The following is a 17,151-nucleotide window of genomic DNA, read 5'->3' as shown; positions in this document are numbered from 1 at the left end:
GTTACTGAAGATCAACCCTGCGCGATGCAAGGACAATATCCCCATCCAGAACCTGTACGGTCACAAACGTTACTTTCATGTCACTCGGTACCGCTAGGACACCCTGACTACGCTGGAATTGCTCAAAACTAAGCTTCAGGCTGTCCGTAAGTTCCGGAGTCACACCTGGGGTGGCTCCTGTTGAAACTGCATTGGGGTCAGGTACCGCTTGCCGAGGCAACAACGAGATCTCCGTCTCTTTATCACCTAACATACCGGCGGCAACAAACTGAAGCCGAGCATTGACACGCTCCCCAGGCTTGCCACTGCGCATCAGCAGCACGCGATAATTCAGATTTGCACCGTTGCGCTCTAGCTCAACTGCACGCAATGCAACGGATCCTTGTGGCCCGGGAGGCAGCAACTGCTCGTAAAACGCCAGGTGGTCTTTACTGCGGCCTAACTCAACTTGAAGCTGCGCAAGATTTTTTTCGAGCTGTGCGCGTGCGGATCGCTCAATCGTCAGCTCATTACGTAAGTGCTCATTGCGAATCTGCGCTTCTCGGATTTGTGTTTCGAGTTCGCCGCGAATCGTTGCTTGAGCCAGCCTCTCGGTACGTAAATGCAAAACAACGTCTTCTGCACTTGGACGTTGTGTAAAGAAAATCCCCGCAGCAGCGCCTGCTGCAATTAGCAGCAAAGCACCACCACTCCAAAAAACGAACGTTCGACCCGCGCTCTTTAGCATGCGCTAAGGAAGAATGGCGACTTGATTTAGACCCATACTTTCAGGCAAGCCGAACATCAGATTCATGTTCTGTATAGCTTGACCAGCAGCGCCTTTCACCAAGTTGTCTTGCACGACCAGAATAATCAAGCGATCACCATTTCCTGGGCGATGCAAGGCGATACGCAAGGTGTTCGAGGCTCGAACCGAGCGCGTGTCCGGCAAGCTACCAGCCGGCAAAACATCGACAAAGGCTTCGTTGGCGTAACGCTGCTCAAACATAGCTTGGAAGTCTGTATCGCGTGCCTCGGGCAAAATGCGCACGTAAATCGTGCTGAGCATTCCCCGAATCATAGGAACAAGGTGTGGCACAAACGTCAGGCCAACAGGATGCCCAGCCAACTGATCGAGTTGAGCTTTAATTTCTGGGTGATGACGATGGCCCGCGACCCCATAAGCCTTGAAGTTATCACTGGCCTCGGAGAACAAGCTACCGACTTCCGCCTTACGCCCTGCTCCGCTCACGCCAGACTTTGAGTCTGCAATGATATCGCTCGTGTCAATCAGCGGTTTGCCACCAAGCAAAGGCGCAAGCCCCAACAAAATCGTGGTTGGGTAACAACCGGGGTTTCCAACCACGCGCGCTTTAGCCAAGGCGGGGCGATTGAGTTCAACCAAACCATACACTGCCTCGTCCAATACATCGGGGCAGGTATGAGGGATTTTGTACCAGTGCTCAAAGGTCTTAATGTCTTTTAAGCGAAAGTCTGAGGCAAGATCAATGAGCCGGACACCGGCTGCTAGCAACTCTTTCGCTTGGCTCATTGCCACACCGTGCGGTGTCGCAAAAAATACAACATCGCAACCCGTTAAAGGCGCTTTTTCGGGCGTTGAAAATGCGAGCTTTACATGCCCACGCAGGTTGGGGAACATCTCGGCAACAGGCATGCCATCTTCTTTGCGTGAAGTGATAGCCGTCAATTCAACCCCTGGGTGCTGCGCAAGCATGCGCAGCAGCTCGACTCCGGTATATCCGGTGCCGCCAACGATACCAACCTTGACAGGTTTCGAGGAGGTGCTTGATGTCGTGTTTGCCATGTTTTTTACCCTAGTGTTCGCCGTCTTACCTGCAATGATACTTGTCGTAAGAAAAAAAAAACAGGCCGCTTGCGCGGCCCGTTTGCATAGGGCCCGCTGTTGCGGTCCCTGGCGGTGCTGCTTATCGCTTGCTGAACTGCTTGCGACGACGCGCCTTGTGGAAACCGACTTTCTTACGTTCGACTTCACGGGCATCACGCGTAACCAAACCGGCTTTCGACAGTGCTGGCTTAAGCGTTGCATCGTAATCAATCAGCGCACGGGTAATACCGTGACGTACCGCACCGGCTTGACCGCTTTCGCCGCCACCGTGTACGTTGATATGAAAATCAAATGAACCAGTATGGCCGGTCAGCTCAAGCGGCTGACGCACAACCATACGGCCTGTTTCGCGAGCGAAATATTCGTCAACGGGTTTGCCATTGACGACGATTTTGCCTGCACCTTTTTTCATGAAGACACGAGCCACCGAAGTCTTGCGGCGGCCGGTTCCGTAATTCCAATTACCGATCATGGCCTGTCCTTAAAATTCGAGGGTCTGTGGCTGTTGGGCAGAATGCGGGTGCTCGGCACCGGCATAGACCTTCAGCTTTTTAATCATCGCGTAACCCAAAGGACCTTTAGGCAACATGCCCTTAACGGCCTTTTGAATTGCACGACCCGGAAAACGCTCTTGCAACTTAGCAAAGTTCGTTTCGCGAATACCGCCTGGGTAAGTCGTGTGACGGAAATACTTTTTGTCTTGCGACTTATTACCGGTTACGACGATATCAGCTGCATTGATAATGACGATGTAATCGCCCGTATCAACGTGGGGCGTGAACTCTGGCTTGTGTTTACCGCGCAAACGGCGTGCGACTTCGCTGGCCACACGACCGAGGACTTTGCCCTTCGCGTCAATCACGAACCAGTCACGCTTGACTTCATGCGGCTTAGCCACAAATGTCTTCATGATTGGATCCTAAAAAATTCTCGCCGAGACCATCCCGGAAAGACCCTCAGTCAAATGATTTTTGCCAAAGCGTTATGTGCCGCCCGTGCTAAAAATCGTACAGATCGAGGAAAGCCTTTGATTCTACAATAAAAAACGGGTGCAAGCCAAATGGCTACACCCGCTTAAGCACAAGCCACCCTTAGGTGACCCGAACAAACCAAAGATTACTTCTTGGCGCGCGACAACGCGGCACCCACGTACTGATCGTAAGAAGCCTCAGCGATACGGAACCAGGGCACCAACTCATCGCGATAGCCCATGTAGTTCGCTAAGATTCGCTTGAATCGCTCGTTTTTAGCCGAGGTTTGCTCGTAAACCTTTTGCGTCGCATCCCAACATGCATCCATTACTGCACGGGGGAAGGGGCGTAACTGCGTACCTTGCGACAGCAAACGACGCAGGGCGGTCGAGTTCAAGTTGTCGTAGCGGGCGGTCATGGTGACCGTGGCCGCACGGCTGGCTGCTTCAATAATCGACTGGTAGCTCTTAGGCAGCTTTTCCCACTCGCCCTTGTTGATGTAGAGCGACGTCTGTGCACCGCCCTCCCACCAGCCTGGGTAGTAGTAGAACTTAGCGACTTTGGCAAAGCCGAGTTTTTCGTCATCGTAAGGACCGACGAACTCAACCGCATCAAGCGTACCTTTTTCGAGCGCAGGGTAAATGTCACCCGCGGGCAACTGTTGGGGCACAACACCCAGTAACGACAGGACTTCGCCCGCAAAACCGGCCGTCCGCATCTTGAGTCCCTTGAGGTCATCAACGGATTTAATTTCTTTGCGATACCAGCCGCCCATCTGGGTGCCGGTGTTTCCGAGGGGGAAGTTGATGATGTTGTAGTCACCATAGACTTCGCGCATGAGCTTCATGCCATCCGCTTCCCACATCCAAGCGTTCATCTGGCGCACGTTCAGACCAAAAGGAACTGCCGTATCAAAGCTAAGCGAAGGATCTTTACCGTGGTAATAGTAGCCACTGGAGTTACCCATCTCGACGGTATTCTTTTGTACCGCATCCAACACTTGCAGCGGCGGAACAATTTCGCCGCCAGGAAAATTACGGATATTGAACTTGCCGTTCGTGCCTTCACGCACGTAACGCGAGAACAACTCGCCTGTACCCCACAGCGTATCCAAACCGCGGGTAAAGCTCGAGGCCAACCGCCAGTTAAGCGTGGGGGTGTCTTGCGCAAAAACAGGTGCGGCCACTGCCGCGCTGCCGGCGACTGCGCCGACACTAGCTTTCTTTAAGAACGAACGACGTTGCATACGAGGTCTCCTCGGGAAGTTTATTCAGGCGTATCAAGACACCCGATTGCGGCAATATTACACCGCTCAAGGGCGCAAAATACTCCAATCCCGAGATAGCTCGGGCATTCCCTAGGTCCCGGCGATTGCCATGCGTTCGATCAATATCGAACCGGTCGTTTTGCTGCCGCGGGTAATCGTATCAGCCCCCACAGCCACGATTTGGGCAAACATCTCTTTAAGATTGCCCGCGATCGTGACTTCTTCCACCGCATGCTGAATTTTGCCGTTCTGAACCCAATAACCAAACGCACCCCGGGAATAGTCCCCAGTCACATAGTTCACGCCCTGCCCAATCAACTCGGTGACCAACAGTCCGGTACCCATTTTGCGCAACATCGCGTCCAAATTATCTTGTCTGCGGGTTTGCGTCGAGCGCATCACTAAATTATGCGAACCGCCAGCGTTACCCGTCGTCGTCATCCCCAGCTTACGAGCGGTGTAGCTAGAGAGGAAATAACCCTGCAACACACCAGCACGGACCAGTTCGCGGGCTTGTGTGCGCACGCCTTCTTCATCAAAGGGGGAACTACCCATCGCACCTTTGATGTGAGGGTCTTCGGCAATCTCAATGTGGGACGGAAATATCTCTCTACCGAGCGCATCCAGCAAAAAGCTGGTTTTCCGGTAGAGAGCGCCACCATTTACCGCTTGCGTTAACGCACCCAACAAACCCAGGGCCAGGGGCGCTTCAAACAGCACCGGGAAATGGCCGGTTGGAATCCGTCGTGCAGATAACCTGGACAAGGCCCGCTCAGCGGCGTAACGGCCCACTGCAGCAGGGTTAGCCAATTTTTTTGCCGACCGGTCGCTAGTCGACCAATAGTCGTGCTGCATGGAGCGGCCACGCCCCGCAATCGGTGCCACAGAGAGTCCATGCCTTGAAAACGCATAACCATCAAGAAAGCCGCGCGTATTCCCTAGAATAAAGTGGCCCTCGTGGGTGTCGATCGACGCTCCTTCGGTATTTGTAATGCGCTTGTCTGTGGCCAAGGCGGCGTGCTCGGCTTCCAGTGCCATCTCGGTGGCTTGCTCGACGCTGACCGCCCAAGGATGGTGTAGTTGCAGGGTGTTGCGCGCACCGACTGCCAACAAATCGGCGTCCGGTAAGCCGGCGGCTGGGTCTTCAGCGGTGTAGCGGGCGATATGCCAGGCAGCTTCTACTGTCTGACGCAACGCTGCGTCAGAAAAGTCTGAAGTTGAGGCTGAACCGCGGCGTTGTCCTGCAAATACAGTGATATCTAGGGATCGATCGCGTGTTTGTTCAACGGTTTCGACTTTACCCCGGCGTACCGAAACCGCTAAACCTTGTGCTTCGGAGGCCTCAGCCGCGGCATCGCTCGCCCCCAGGCTGCGTGCATAGTCAAGTGTACGGGTCACCAAATCTTCAAAAACCGGACGATTTTTAGCGATTGGCAAGAAAGAATGTGATGTAGCCATATTGGTCCATTAGCGTGAAGCTTTATGATAGCCCCTATGACACACGAAATACCTCAATCTCCTGACGAACTTCCGGACAACGTTTACGACGGCCCCAGCAAGTCGCAAGTCAAGCGCGACATGCTGGCGTTGCTCGACCTTGGCAAAGAGCTCGTCGACCTGTCGCCGGAGCGACTGAAACAGCTTCCTCTCTCAGAACGCCTCTACGAAGCGATTCGGCTTGCGCAACGGACAACGAGCCGCGAGGGTTTACGTCGACAAGTACATTATGTCGGCAAACTCATGCGTGATGCGCAGTCCGACGAGATCCGCACGCAGCTCGACACCTGGAAAAACGGCTCCCGTGAGCAGACGCAGACCATGCATCGCCTCGAAACGCTGCGCGATCGATTGTTAAAAGACGACGGGGCGCTTACCACTCTTCTCGAAAAATATCCTCAGGCCGACGTGCAACACTTGCGCAGCCTGATTCGTGAAGGGCGCAAAGAAGTCACCGCAAATCAGGCATTGCGTCCCGGCCAGGAGCCACAGCGCAAACATTACCGTGCGCTTTTCCAGGCGCTTAAGTCTTTACAGGACTCGGAAACACAAGATTCGGACACCACAGCATGACAACACCCACCCTACTCGACTGTGTTGAGCACGAAACCGGTCAACAACCAACCCACAGCGTGATCTGGTTACACGGACTCGGTGCAGATGGCCACGACTTTGCGCCGATCGTGCCAGAGCTACGGTTACCGGCATCCCTGGCAGTGCGCTTTGTTTTTCCGCACGCAAGTATCCAGCCCGTCACGATCAACGGCGGCATGGCGATGCGGTCCTGGTATGACATCCTCACACCCAACCTAGTCAAACGTGAGGACGAAGTTGGCATTCGCGTTTCTGAACAAGCGGTTCAAGCACTGATTGCGCGTGAAAACGCCCGCGGTGTGCCGAGCTCACGCATCGTTCTGGCTGGGTTCTCTCAAGGTTGTGCGATGACCTTACACACAGGCATTCGCTTTAGAGAAAAACTCGCAGGGCTCATGGGTTTGTCGGGTTACCTTCCTTTAATTGATATGGCTGCACAAGAACGTCACTCAGCCAACGCCACCACACCAATTTTTTTAGCGCATGGCACACACGACCCGGTGGTGACACTCGAGCGTGCCGAAGCCTCAAGAGCTAAGCTCGTTGATCTAGGTTATGTCGTGCAATGGCACACCTACCCGATGCCTCACTCTGTGTGCGCACAAGAGATCGACGATATTTCCAGTTTTTTGCAAAGCGTCTTGCTTTAAATCATTCAAAGGTTTTTCTGATGACCGCAGCTTCAACACCTGTTCGCACGCGCTTCGCGCCCTCACCTACAGGTTTTCTGCATTTGGGCGGTGCACGCACCGCACTGTTTTCTTGGGCGTTTGCGCGCCACTATGGCGGCACGTTTATTTTGCGCGTCGAGGACACTGATCTCGAGCGCTCAACACCCGAGGCCGTGCAGGCAATTCTGGATGGCATGACATGGCTTGGCCTGACTCCCGACGAAGGTCCATTCTTTCAAATGCAGCATATGGACCGCTATCGTGAAGTTGTGGCACAAATGTTGTCTGCAGGAACCGCCTATCACTGCTACAGCTCACCAGATGAAGTTGAAGCCATGCGCGAGCGTGCACGTGCAGCAGGACAAAAGCCACGTTACGACGGCACCTGGCGCCCCGAGCTCGGAAAAAAACTCCCACCGATTCCAGCAGATCGCAAACCGGTCGTACGTTTCAAAAGTCCGCAAGACGGCGCAACAGCGTGGGTGGATATGGTCAAAGGTCCGATTAGCTTTGATAACACCGAACTGGACGATCTGGTGATTGCGCGTCCAGACGGCACACCCACCTATAACTTCTGTGTGGTAGTCGATGACTGGGACATGCGTATCACCCATGTGCTGCGCGGCGATGATCACGTCAACAACACGCCACGCCAGATTACGATTTTGCGAGCACTGGGCGCCCCCATCCCTGAATACGGCCACGTGCCAATGATTCTTGGACCCGATGGTGAGAAGCTATCCAAGCGCCATGGCGCGGTGAGCGTCATGGAATACGACCGAGACGGTTACCTGCCCGAGGGAATGATTAATTACCTTGCGCGTCTGGGCTGGAGTCACGGCGATGATGAACTCTTTACCCGCGAGCAGTTAGTCGCATGGTTTGATCCGCAACATCTTTCGAAGTCCGCGGCACAATGGGATCCCAAAAAACTAAATTGGGTCAACGCCCACTACATCAAACACTACGATGATCAGATGCTCGCAAAGATTGTGGCGCCGCGCGTGACCGCGCGCGGGGGTGACCCGCAACGCACCGATCTAGTGGCCGTCGTCAAACTCCTCAAGGACAGAGCTGAAACACTTGAACAACTTGCAGAAGCAGCGATGTTGTTTTGCGGTACGTTCACACCAGCAAACGATGACTTGCGAGCACAGCATCTCACAGAGCCTGCGCGACAAGTCCTGGGTGACTTCGCCAAGCAAGCAGAAGCGCTTGCCTGGGACCGCGACAAGATTGCCGCACTGATTAAATCTCTACTTGCAGCCCATGGCTTGAAAATGCCACAGCTCGCTATACCGCTGCGTGTCGCTGTAGCGGGCACAACACAAACACCGGCAATTGATGCGGTACTAGAGATACTGGGTAAACAAACCGTGCTTGCGCGGATCGCTACTGTAGTTTGAAACTTGCGTGTACCTTTTGAGCGGTCATCGGACGGCTCCCTGCCTTGTCCTCTCTCACTACAGCGCGCTTGGCATCGTTGCGCTCAATAAGATAGGTGGAGACATAGATAGGGTCACGGTAGTCTACTAACTCGCCATTCGAACGATGCGTGCGCAAGACGAGTTTGCCCGCAGGAGCATCCCAACAGCCCGCTTCACGCAACTCTGAACGAATGTTGCGCCCCTGCTTGACGCGCGTCTGCTGCGTCATTTTTCCATCCGGACTCAAGGTCAGCAAGGTTTGTATCTCACCCACCACACCAGGCTGTTTGCGCAAAATGTACCAAGCACCAACAAGCAGATTGTCAACCGGCGGCGCGATACAGACGGGTTCGGTCAGATTTTGAGGCGCGGGAATCAATGTCGAACCCTCGGGCCTTGGGATGGCGCAACCGACTAAAGCGGCCGCCGCCACAACACACATCAAAACAGACCGAACTTTCGAAATACCCAAATCACCCATCCCGGCTCCCGCGCTTGTCGAGTTAATTCATCACACACTCGCCATATTGCAACAAAACGAGTCATTCAGCTAAGAATTTTCAATTAAAAAAATTAAACTTTGCTTTGCTTTGTTGTTGTCCTACACACCTTAAAAATAACTTATCTTCGTACCGTTTCCCGCGGGTAAGCGGGAAACCCAAGCCACACAAAGCTCAGCGCCGAAGCGCTTACTGCACAGCATGACAAAAATATTACTCTTTGCAGATCAAGGGTTAACACTAGAAAATAAATTTAACTTTTTACTATTGCTCTGATTGATTAGACCTACTAGAATTGGTAACGAAATCGAAGAAAAACACTACATGTAGTGGTAAACCCATTCTCGAACGGGGCGTGTGCCACGTTCACCTAGCAGGAGCTTTTATATGCAAACAACAACAGGCGCAGTGTTAAGACAAGAGTCTGCACCGCAATTTGCGGCCACAGCGGCCCCAACCACCGAAGCCACCTGGACTCAATATCACATCATCCGACGCAATGGCGCTGTGGTGAATTTTGAGCCGAGCAAGATCGGCATTGCCATGACAAAGGCTTTCTTAGCCGTAAATGGTGGGCAAGGCGCAGCATCGGCGCGCGTTCGCGAACTTGTTGACTCTCTGACACGTCAAGTTGTTCAAGCGTTGGTTCGGGGCCGCCCAAATGGCGGCACGTTCCATATAGAAGACATTCAAGACGCCGTCGAGTTAGCACTGATGCGCTCAGGCGAGCACGATGTTGCCCGCTCCTATGTGTTGTATCGCGAACGCCGCGCTCAAGAACGCGCCAAATCAAACAGTGAACAAGCGCCCGTTGAAGCCAGCACGTTGCATGTGACTGAGAGTGGCGTACGCAAACCGCTAGACATGGCAAAGTTGCAAGCAACAATTGAATCCGCGGGCCAAGGGCTAGGCGAATTCGTCGACACGGCAGCGATCCAGAAAGAAACGCTCAAGAACCTGTACGACGGTATACCAATCGACGAGGTCTACAAGTCTGCCATTCTGGCCGCGCGCTCTATGGTCGAAAACGATCCGGCTTATAGCAAAGTCACCGCACGTCTGTTGCTGCATACGATCCGCAAGGAAGTTCTGTCCGAAGAAGCCTCGCAAGAGGATATGAACACCCGCTATGCCACTTACTTCCCAAAGTTCATTAAGCGCGGCGTTGAAGCGGGGCTCTTGAATTCCGAACTGTCACGCTACGACCTGCCCCGACTGGCCGCTGCGCTCGATGCAAGCCGTGACTTGCAGTTTGACTACCTTGGCTTACAAACGCTGTACGACCGCTACTTCCTGCACATTCGTGGTCAACGCATAGAACTACCCCAGGTATTCTTCATGCGCGTGGCGATGGGCCTGGCAATCGGTGAAATTGACCGCGAAACCCGCGCGATCGAGTTCTATCAGATTCTGTCGTCTTTCGACTTCATGAGCTCGACACCAACACTGTTCAACGCAGGTACATTGCATTCGCAACTGTCCTCTTGCTACCTAACAACAGTGTCGGACGACTTGGACGGTATCTACGAAGCAATCAAAGAAAACGCGCTTCTCGCAAAATATGCTGGCGGCCTGGGCAACGACTGGACACCAGTTCGAGCAATGCGCAGCCATATCAAAGGCACCAACGGAGAAAGCCAGGGTGTTGTGCCTTTCCTCAAAGTGGTGAACGACACAGCCGTGGCGGTCAACCAAGGTGGCAAACGCAAGGGCGCAGTCTGCTGCTACCTCGAAACCTGGCACCTCGATGTCGAGGAATTCCTAGAACTGCGCAAAAACACGGGTGACGAGCGTCGCCGTACGCACGACATGAACACGGCTAACTGGATTCCAGACCTATTCATGAAGCGCGTCATCGAAGGTGGCGACTGGACGCTGTTCTCACCTTCCGATTGCCCAGACCTCCACGAAAAGGTCGGTGCCGAATTCGAAAAAGCCTATGTCGGCTACGAAGAGAAAGCGGCGCGTGGCGATTTGCCACTGTTTAAGAAGATGCCTGCGATCAATATGTGGCGCAAGATGCTGTCGATGCTGTTTGAAACCGGCCATCCTTGGATTACCTTCAAAGACCCCTGCAACATCCGTTCACCACAGCAACACGTTGGCGTCGTACACAGCTCAAACCTGTGCACCGAAATCACACTCAACACCAACGACTCTGAAATTGCGGTTTGCAACTTGGGCTCAGTCAACTTGTTGGCACATCTCAAGCAGAACGCCGATGGCTCACAATCTCTAGACCAAGACAAACTGCAACGCACGATCAAGATCGCGATGCGGATGCTGGACAACGTGATCGACATCAACTACTACGCTGTCGATAAAGCTCGCAATTCAAACGTGCGTCATCGTCCTGTGGGTATGGGCATCATGGGCTTCCAGGATTGCTTGCATGTCATGCGTGTACCTTACGCATCACAGGCAGCGATCGAGTTTGCTGATCGTTCAATGGAAGCGGTTTGCTATTACGCCTACAGCGCATCGAGTGATCTCGCTGCAGAGCGTGGTCGTTACGCAAGCTTCGATGGTTCGTTGTGGTCGCGTGGCATCTTGCCGCATGACTCGATTGCACTGCTGCGTGAGAATCGTGGTGGCTATGTTGAAGTCGATGAATCCATCACGATGGATTGGGATTCGTTGCGTGCACGCATCAAACAACAAGGCATGCGTAACTCAAATTGCATTGCAATTGCCCCAACTGCAACAATATCGAATATTATTGGTGTGTCTGCGTGCATCGAACCAACTTATCAAAACTTGTACGTTAAATCGAACCTCTCCGGCGAGTTCACTGTGGTCAACGAACATCTCGTTCGCGACCTCAAGAAACTAGGCATCTGGGACGAAGTCATGGTCGCTGACCTCAAGTACTTCGACGGTAGCCTGTCCCGCATCGATCGTGTTCCGGCCGAATTGCGGACGCTATACGCTACAGCTTTTGAAGTCGAACCCAATTGGATCGTCGAATGTGCTGCGCGCCGTCAGAAGTGGATCGATCAAGCACAGTCACTCAACATCTACATGGCTGGTGCTTCGGGTAAGAAACTCGATGACACTTACAAGCTCGCTTGGTTGCGTGGTTTAAAGACCACCTACTATCTGCGTACATTGGGCGCGACAAGTGCAGAAAAATCAACAGGTCGTGGTGGGGAGCTCAACGCGGTTAACGCGTCGGGCGCGGGCTCCACGAGCGGTACGTTTGCTTCAGCAGCCTCGGCTCTGCCGGAACCTGAAATTCTCGGAGCGGTTTGCACGATGAAGCCTGGTGACCCAGGTTTCGAAGAGTGCGAAGCCTGCCAATAACCGCTACCGGAAAAAATTATGCTGACCTGGAACGACGAACCCTCTCCACAAACCGCGGCGCCACTTGCCGCCGGTGGCGCACCGATGCCGGCCTCGATGCCGGCACGCCCCGCCACTGGTGTTTTTGGAGACTCTGCCTTACCTACCCCTGGTTTAACGCAAAAACCTCAAGCTGTTGATTCTGCTACCCGCGTAAATGTCGCGGACAAGCGAATCATCAACGGCCAGACAGACGTGAACCAACTGGTACCTTTCAAGTACAAGTGGGCTTGGGAAAAATATATCGCAACTTGCGCCAACCACTGGATGCCGCAAGAAATCAATATGTCTCGCGATATTGCCTTGTGGAAGAACCCCACGGGCTTAACCGAAGACGAGCGACGCATCATTAAGCGTAACCTCGGCTTTTTTGTTACGGCCGACTCACTCGCCGCAAACAATATCGTTCTGGGCACGTATCGCCACATCACAGCGCCTGAATGCCGCCAGTTTTTGTTACGCCAAGCTTTTGAAGAAGCGATCCACACCCACGCTTACCAATATATTGTTGAAAGCTTGGATTTGGACGAATCTGAGATTTTCAACGCCTATAACGAAGTTCCGTCGATTCGCGCGAAAGATCAGTTTCTGATCCCCTTTATTGACGCAATCGCCGATCCCCACTTCAAAACGGGCACGCTCGAAGCGGATCAAACACTTTTGAAGTCACTCATTGTGTTTGCTTGCCTGATGGAAGGCCTGTTCTTCTATGTTGGCTTTACGCAAATTCTGGCACTTGGTCGCCAAAACAAGATGACAGGTGCCGCCGAGCAGTACATGTACATCCTGCGCGATGAGTCCATGCACTGCAATTTCGGTATTGATCTGATCAACACGATTAAGCTCGAAAATCCACAACTTTGGACGCCCGCCTTCCGCGAAGAAATCCGCGGTCTGTTCGCCAAAGCGGTTGACTTGGAATACGCTTACGCTGAAGACACCATGCCTCGCGGCGTGCTGGGTCTGAACGCGCCAATGTTCAAGTCTTATCTGCGTTTTATTGCAAACCGCAGATGCCAACAGATTGGAATTGAGCCTCTGTTTGCCCAGGAAGAGAATCCCTTTCCTTGGATGGCAGAAATGATTGATTTAAAGAAGGAACGCAATTTCTTTGAAACACGCGTGATTGAGTATCAAACTGGCGGCGCCCTTAACTGGGAATAATTCGTCTTTTTGAGCCTTGTTACGCTTTAGTACTTGCCAGTGGGCGGCCAAAAAGCCGCCGTGCTGGTGCCATTTGAATTGCTTCGCGCCTCTTAGTGAGAGGCAGTTCAAATGGCTGTGCCGGATTCATTAGCGCAAACCGCTGTGCTACTGCAGTTTAGTAGAGGCTTGTGCCGATGAATAACTCGGGCGAAACGACGTCTCATGGTGGGGCTAGTCGAGCACGGGTTTTAATGTTTGGGACCCTGAACTAAGGAGTATTACCATGGCAACAGCCAAAAAAGCAGCAAAAAAAGCAGTAAAGAAAGCCGCAGCTAAGAAACCTGCAGCTAAGAAAGTCGCTAAGAAAGTAGTTGCTAAGAAGCCAGCAGCTAAGAAAGTAGCGAAGAAAGTTGTTAAGAAAGCAGCAGCCAAGAAGCCAGCAGCGAAAAAAGTTGCAGCTAAGAAGCCAGCCGCTAAAAAAGTAGCAAAAAAGGCAGCTGCTAAGAAGCCAGCAGCTAAGAAAGTAGCTAAGAAAGCAGCGGCCAAGAAGCCTGCTGCCAAAAAAGCTGCTAAGAAGCCTGTTGCAAAAAAAAAATAGTTAAGAAGCCTGCTGCTAAGAAGCCGGCAGCCGCTGCCCCCTCGACCGCTGCAGCTCCAGGTGCAAAAACTGCCCTGAATCCAGCAGCGTCTTGGCCCTTTCCTACGGGCGGCCGTCCCTGAGCGCTTAGCTAAGGTTTTGCAGTATCCGACCGTCCGGTTCGCCGGACGGTTTTTTTATGGCTGCTCAGCGCACGTACCTATCGCTCAGTCGTGAGACTTTGTAACTGCTATGGTCAGTGCGCCCACCTGCGTGCGACAATACCATTCACCATTTTTCACTCGAGGCAACGGCAAACGCATGATTGGCGAAATCCTTCGTTTTTTACTCGATATCATCTTTAATTTAATCGGGGCTGTTCTGTTGGCGCGCGCATGGATTCATGCGGCCAAGCTGCACCCCTTTAATCCCATGTCTAAAGCGATTCACCAAACGACCAATTGGCTGGTGGAGCCCTTACGCAAAATAGTCCCCACGCAAGGGGGCCTATTCGACTGGGCCAGCTTGCTCGGAGCTCTGCTTGCCGCTGTAGCGTACTTGCTGTTGATGTGGTTAGTTTCCACGGCAAGCATGTTGCCCGCCAAGCTTCTCCCAGGGCTCTTAGGTGCAAGTATTGTTACTCTTGGACGTTGGGCACTGAATCTAATCGTTTGGATGACCCTTATTCAAGCTGTGCTGTCTTGGGTTAATCCAATGGCCACAATCATGCCGGTACTGACGACCCTAACCGATCCTCTGCTTGCTCCGATCCGCCGCATCACACCCAAGCTTGGAGCGCTCGATCTGGCGCCGCTTGTTTTGTTGGTGCTCGCTCAAATCGCGATGATGGTGCTCGGTCGCATCAGCTTTTCGTTGTTCCCGTTATTCATTTTGTAACGTATCAAGTGTCGCTTCGCTCGACTCCTCTGTTTCCCGTGATGAAAACGCTCTTCATTTCTGTATTGCAAGGTTTCTACGCGGTCACGCTCGCCTTTACGTTGCAAGCATCGTCCTTAGCGCAGAGTGCCTCACCCACCTCCAATCTGCTCAACGCAGCATCGGGGCAAGCGACAAGCACTCGCGAAACGCCGGCGCAGCCTAGCGAACGAACCCCCGCGGACATCGACGCACAGCTGCAGGACATGCAAAAGCGGCTCGTCGTGACCCAAGCGGATATCGTCAAGGCCCAAGCGGTAATCACTGATGGCACCAACGTAGAAACCACTGCTCGCTTGGCCGCGCAAGATCGCTTGAATCACTTGCGAGGCATGCAAGAGGCCTACAGCCAAATTATTGATAACCTGAAGAACCTACGCCGCGTCACAACAAATCTTGAAACTGCACGTAAAGAAAAACAAAATTGGCACGCCCCCGCAGGGACCGCACCTTGGCCACTTGCCTCAGCAGATGAGCTGCATTTAGCCATCCTGAGGCTACAGTTTCAATTGCAGCACCTCAGACAACGCACAAATATTGTCAATGATTTGATTGCGGATCTGCGTAAGTCACGTAGTCAAATTGAAATTGAACTACGACAATCAAGCGCAGGGGCAGAGACGCAACGCACTAGCGAAGGGATACAGAGACGCCTTGATCGTACCAACTTGGATTTAGCCAATGCCGCGATCGACAAAGATACGATCACCATTGAGCAAACAACGGGTGCAATCAGTCTTGCCACGCTAAAGCTGACTAAAGATTTTTATAATGATCGTTTTGCCTTCACTGAGGAGGACTTCCAAAAAATCAAAGCGGATCTCCAAAAGCGCATTGGCAGCCTGAGAACCCAAGAGCAACAGGCCAGTCTGCGCATCAATCGGACTCTCGATCTCGCGGCAGCTGCCAAAGCAAAGTCTGATGCACTCGATCAAAACGCCACGGCGACACCTGAAGCACGAACAGCCGCCCGCAATGCACGGCTACTGGCAGACCGTCGCGCTGAGGCTGCACGCACCGAGCGTGAACGGTATCGCGCACAGATCGACCTCGATTTACTGATGATCCAAATGTGGGAGATTCGCCGCGATCTTTACGCGAATGTCGATAACAGTCAGCAGCTGGCTGTATTGAAGTCCAAACATGAAGAGTTAGTCCGACAGTTGAATTTAGGTCTGAATTACCTAAATCAGCTAATCGCCGAAAAATCCCAATCAACGCTCGCACTCAACGAGCAATTGCGACAGGCACCGACCGGCGCAGATAAGGCTTTTTTGTCGGAGATGCTCACGCCGCTCGCCGAGCAAATCGATAGTATGCGCGGCCTCTACGCTCTCTTTGAGCGCGCACGACAATACCTAGAGATCAGCGGTTCAGAGATCGCACTCGCCCAACTAAACCAGACCTTCATTCAGCGCTTTAGTGGCTTTAAGGCCGCGCTCGGCGAGTTTGCGAATGATGTTTGGCAGTTCGAGATCTTCGCGGTGGACGACAACATCGTGGTTGATGGGCGGGAAATCAAAACAAAACGTAGTGTGACTGTCGGTAAGACCGTTGGTGCGATGGCCATCCTGATTATTGGCTTTATGCTGATATCGGGGTTAATTCGCCGAACACTCGCTCTGGCAGTGGACAAAGCCAATCTAGGCGCGAGCAAATCTGTCGTATTGGGTCGTTGGCTGACCTTGGCGGCGGGCTTCTCCCTGATTATCACCGCCTTTAATATTGTTGAAATCCCCCTTAGCGCCTTCGCATTTTTTGGCGGCGCACTAGCGATTGGTGTAGGTTTTGGCACACAAAACCTTCTAAAAAATCTGATCAGTGGGGTGATGTTACTTATTGAAAAACCGATTCGTATCGGCGATTTAGTGGAAATCGATGGCATCTTAGGCACCGTTACCTCGATTGGCATTCGATTTTCAACGATCCAAGGGGCACAGGGCAATGATGCCTTAATTCCCAACAGCGTCTTGGTTGAACAAAAGCTTGTGAATTGGACCTACTCCACGCGTGATGCACGTAAGGATGTTCGCGTGACCGTCGCTTATAAGTCCAGCGTCGAGCAAGTGCAGCGCATTCTTGCACAAGTCAGTGCCGAACACCCACAGGTCAAGCAAGTTCCTGCACCCGTCATTACGCTTGAAGACTTTGGCGATAACGGTTTAGTTTTTAATTTACAGTTCTGGATTAAATTGCAAGCAGGCATTATGCCTGGGCAGATACTCAGTGACCTGCGCATCAGTATTCTTGCTGCTTTTGCAGAGGCAGGTATAGAGCTGCCGTTCCCACAACGCGCGGTTATGTTTGATCAGAGCAATCCGATCGCAGTGCAGATCCAAGCGCCGGGCACCCCAGCGCTTTAACAAAGCGCTGATCG

14 protein-coding genes and 1 pseudogene are annotated in these 17,151 nt (G+C 52.8%); 8 read left to right on the top strand and 7 right to left on the bottom strand.

The annotated features are described in order from the left end of the window. Position 1 precedes the first annotated feature (1 nt). The 6 genes from KZZ10_RS07230 to pmbA all read right to left on the bottom strand — a co-directional run bounded on the left by KZZ10_RS07230 (position 2) and on the right by pmbA (position 5,542). A complete protein-coding gene (locus KZZ10_RS07230) occupies positions 2 to 679 on the bottom strand; it encodes a DUF6776 family protein (RefSeq protein ID WP_259660810.1) in 678 nt (225 codons plus the stop codon). 51 nt (positions 680 to 730) lie between these two features. After that, entirely contained in the window at positions 731 to 1,804 is a 1,074-nt protein-coding gene (argC, locus tag KZZ10_RS07225; protein WP_259660809.1) for an N-acetyl-gamma-glutamyl-phosphate reductase, read from the bottom strand. A 121-nt stretch (positions 1,805 to 1,925) separates the two neighbouring features. Continuing rightward, positions 1,926 to 2,318, bottom strand: coding sequence for a 30S ribosomal protein S9 (rpsI, locus tag KZZ10_RS07220; protein WP_259660808.1), 393 nt, complete (start codon positions 2,316 to 2,318; stop codon positions 1,926 to 1,928). A 9-nt stretch (positions 2,319 to 2,327) separates the two neighbouring features. Continuing rightward, positions 2,328 to 2,756: a 50S ribosomal protein L13 gene (rplM, locus tag KZZ10_RS07215; RefSeq protein WP_259660807.1), complete on the bottom strand. Its 429-nt coding sequence runs from the start codon at positions 2,754 to 2,756 to the stop codon at positions 2,328 to 2,330. A gap of 206 nt (positions 2,757 to 2,962) precedes the next feature. Then, on the bottom strand, positions 2,963 to 4,063 hold the full coding sequence (locus KZZ10_RS07210; RefSeq protein WP_259660806.1) for a TRAP transporter substrate-binding protein: 1,101 nt from the start codon (positions 4,061 to 4,063) through the stop codon (positions 2,963 to 2,965). 111 nt (positions 4,064 to 4,174) lie between these two features. Then, a complete protein-coding gene (pmbA, locus tag KZZ10_RS07205; RefSeq protein ID WP_259660805.1) occupies positions 4,175 to 5,542 on the bottom strand; it encodes a metalloprotease PmbA in 1,368 nt (455 codons plus the stop codon). A 36-nt stretch (positions 5,543 to 5,578) separates the two neighbouring features. Between pmbA and yjgA the strand changes: the two genes are divergently transcribed. The 3 genes from yjgA to gltX are packed head-to-tail and all read left to right on the top strand — an operon-like array spanning position 5,579 to position 8,252. Continuing rightward, positions 5,579 to 6,154, top strand: coding sequence for a ribosome biogenesis factor YjgA (gene yjgA / locus KZZ10_RS07200; RefSeq protein ID WP_259660804.1), 576 nt, complete (start codon positions 5,579 to 5,581; stop codon positions 6,152 to 6,154). Next, complete coding sequence (locus KZZ10_RS07195; RefSeq protein ID WP_259660803.1) at positions 6,151 to 6,825, top strand: alpha/beta hydrolase; 675 nt, start codon at positions 6,151 to 6,153, stop codon at positions 6,823 to 6,825. Before yjgA ends, KZZ10_RS07195 begins: the two co-directional genes overlap by 4 nt. Positions 6,826 to 6,845: 20 nt before the next feature. Further along, on the top strand, positions 6,846 to 8,252 hold the full coding sequence (gene gltX / locus KZZ10_RS07190; protein WP_259660802.1) for a glutamate--tRNA ligase: 1,407 nt from the start codon (positions 6,846 to 6,848) through the stop codon (positions 8,250 to 8,252). Here the strand turns inward: gltX and KZZ10_RS07185 are convergent. Beyond that, the gene (locus KZZ10_RS07185) at positions 8,239 to 8,754 is read right to left on the bottom strand and encodes a hypothetical protein (protein WP_259660801.1); all 516 of its coding nucleotides are present in this window, start codon (positions 8,752 to 8,754) and stop codon (positions 8,239 to 8,241) included. The two genes, gltX and KZZ10_RS07185, sit on opposite strands and share 14 nt — an antisense overlap. A 406-nt stretch (positions 8,755 to 9,160) precedes the next feature. Between KZZ10_RS07185 and KZZ10_RS07180 the strand changes: the two genes are divergently transcribed. The 5 genes and pseudogenes from KZZ10_RS07180 to KZZ10_RS07160 all read left to right on the top strand — a co-directional run bounded on the left by KZZ10_RS07180 (position 9,161) and on the right by KZZ10_RS07160 (position 17,137). Further along, positions 9,161 to 12,076 (top strand): ribonucleoside-diphosphate reductase subunit alpha, encoded by a 2,916-nt coding sequence (locus KZZ10_RS07180; RefSeq protein WP_259660800.1) that lies wholly within the window; start codon positions 9,161 to 9,163, stop codon positions 12,074 to 12,076. A gap of 18 nt (positions 12,077 to 12,094) precedes the next feature. After that, positions 12,095 to 13,279, top strand: a complete 1,185-nt coding sequence (locus tag KZZ10_RS07175) for a ribonucleotide-diphosphate reductase subunit beta (protein WP_375372543.1) — start codon at positions 12,095 to 12,097, stop codon at positions 13,277 to 13,279. 265 nt (positions 13,280 to 13,544) lie between these two features. Then, a pseudogene (locus KZZ10_RS07170) lies at positions 13,545 to 13,981 on the top strand (histone H1-like DNA-binding protein). A 178-nt stretch (positions 13,982 to 14,159) separates the two neighbouring features. Then, positions 14,160 to 14,735, top strand: coding sequence for a YggT family protein (locus KZZ10_RS07165; protein WP_259660799.1), 576 nt, complete (start codon positions 14,160 to 14,162; stop codon positions 14,733 to 14,735). A 41-nt stretch (positions 14,736 to 14,776) separates the two neighbouring features. After that, positions 14,777 to 17,137, top strand: a complete 2,361-nt coding sequence (locus KZZ10_RS07160) for a mechanosensitive ion channel domain-containing protein (protein WP_259660798.1) — start codon at positions 14,777 to 14,779, stop codon at positions 17,135 to 17,137. Positions 17,138 to 17,151: the final 14 nt, after the last annotated feature.

This window comes from Zwartia hollandica, from assembly GCF_019923725.1.
In the GTDB taxonomy this organism is placed as follows: domain Bacteria; phylum Pseudomonadota; class Gammaproteobacteria; order Burkholderiales; family Burkholderiaceae_B; genus Zwartia; species Zwartia hollandica.
This window is presented reverse-complemented; position numbering and strand designations above follow the sequence as displayed.

Excerpts from the sequence above, each read along its gene's own strand:
- argC (WP_259660809.1), bottom strand. The coding sequence starts at position 1,804 with ATGGCAAACACGACATCAAGCACCTCCTCGAAACCTGTCAAGGTTGGT.
- rpsI (WP_259660808.1), bottom strand. The coding sequence starts at position 2,318 with ATGATCGGTAATTGGAATTACGGAACCGGCCGCCGCAAGACTTCGGTG.
- rplM (WP_259660807.1), bottom strand. The coding sequence starts at position 2,756 with ATGAAGACATTTGTGGCTAAGCCGCATGAAGTCAAGCGTGACTGGTTC.
- KZZ10_RS07210 (WP_259660806.1), bottom strand. The coding sequence starts at position 4,063 with ATGCAACGTCGTTCGTTCTTAAAGAAAGCTAGTGTCGGCGCAGTCGCC.
- pmbA (WP_259660805.1), bottom strand. The coding sequence starts at position 5,542 with ATGGCTACATCACATTCTTTCTTGCCAATCGCTAAAAATCGTCCGGTT.
- yjgA (WP_259660804.1), top strand. The coding sequence starts at position 5,579 with ATGACACACGAAATACCTCAATCTCCTGACGAACTTCCGGACAACGTT.
- KZZ10_RS07195 (WP_259660803.1), top strand. The coding sequence starts at position 6,151 with ATGACAACACCCACCCTACTCGACTGTGTTGAGCACGAAACCGGTCAA.
- gltX (WP_259660802.1), top strand. The coding sequence starts at position 6,846 with ATGACCGCAGCTTCAACACCTGTTCGCACGCGCTTCGCGCCCTCACCT.
- KZZ10_RS07185 (WP_259660801.1), bottom strand. The coding sequence starts at position 8,754 with ATGGGTGATTTGGGTATTTCGAAAGTTCGGTCTGTTTTGATGTGTGTT.
- KZZ10_RS07180 (WP_259660800.1), top strand. The coding sequence starts at position 9,161 with ATGCAAACAACAACAGGCGCAGTGTTAAGACAAGAGTCTGCACCGCAA.
- KZZ10_RS07175 (WP_375372543.1), top strand. The coding sequence starts at position 12,095 with ATGCTGACCTGGAACGACGAACCCTCTCCACAAACCGCGGCGCCACTT.
- KZZ10_RS07165 (WP_259660799.1), top strand. The coding sequence starts at position 14,160 with ATGATTGGCGAAATCCTTCGTTTTTTACTCGATATCATCTTTAATTTA.
- KZZ10_RS07160 (WP_259660798.1), top strand. The coding sequence starts at position 14,777 with ATGAAAACGCTCTTCATTTCTGTATTGCAAGGTTTCTACGCGGTCACG.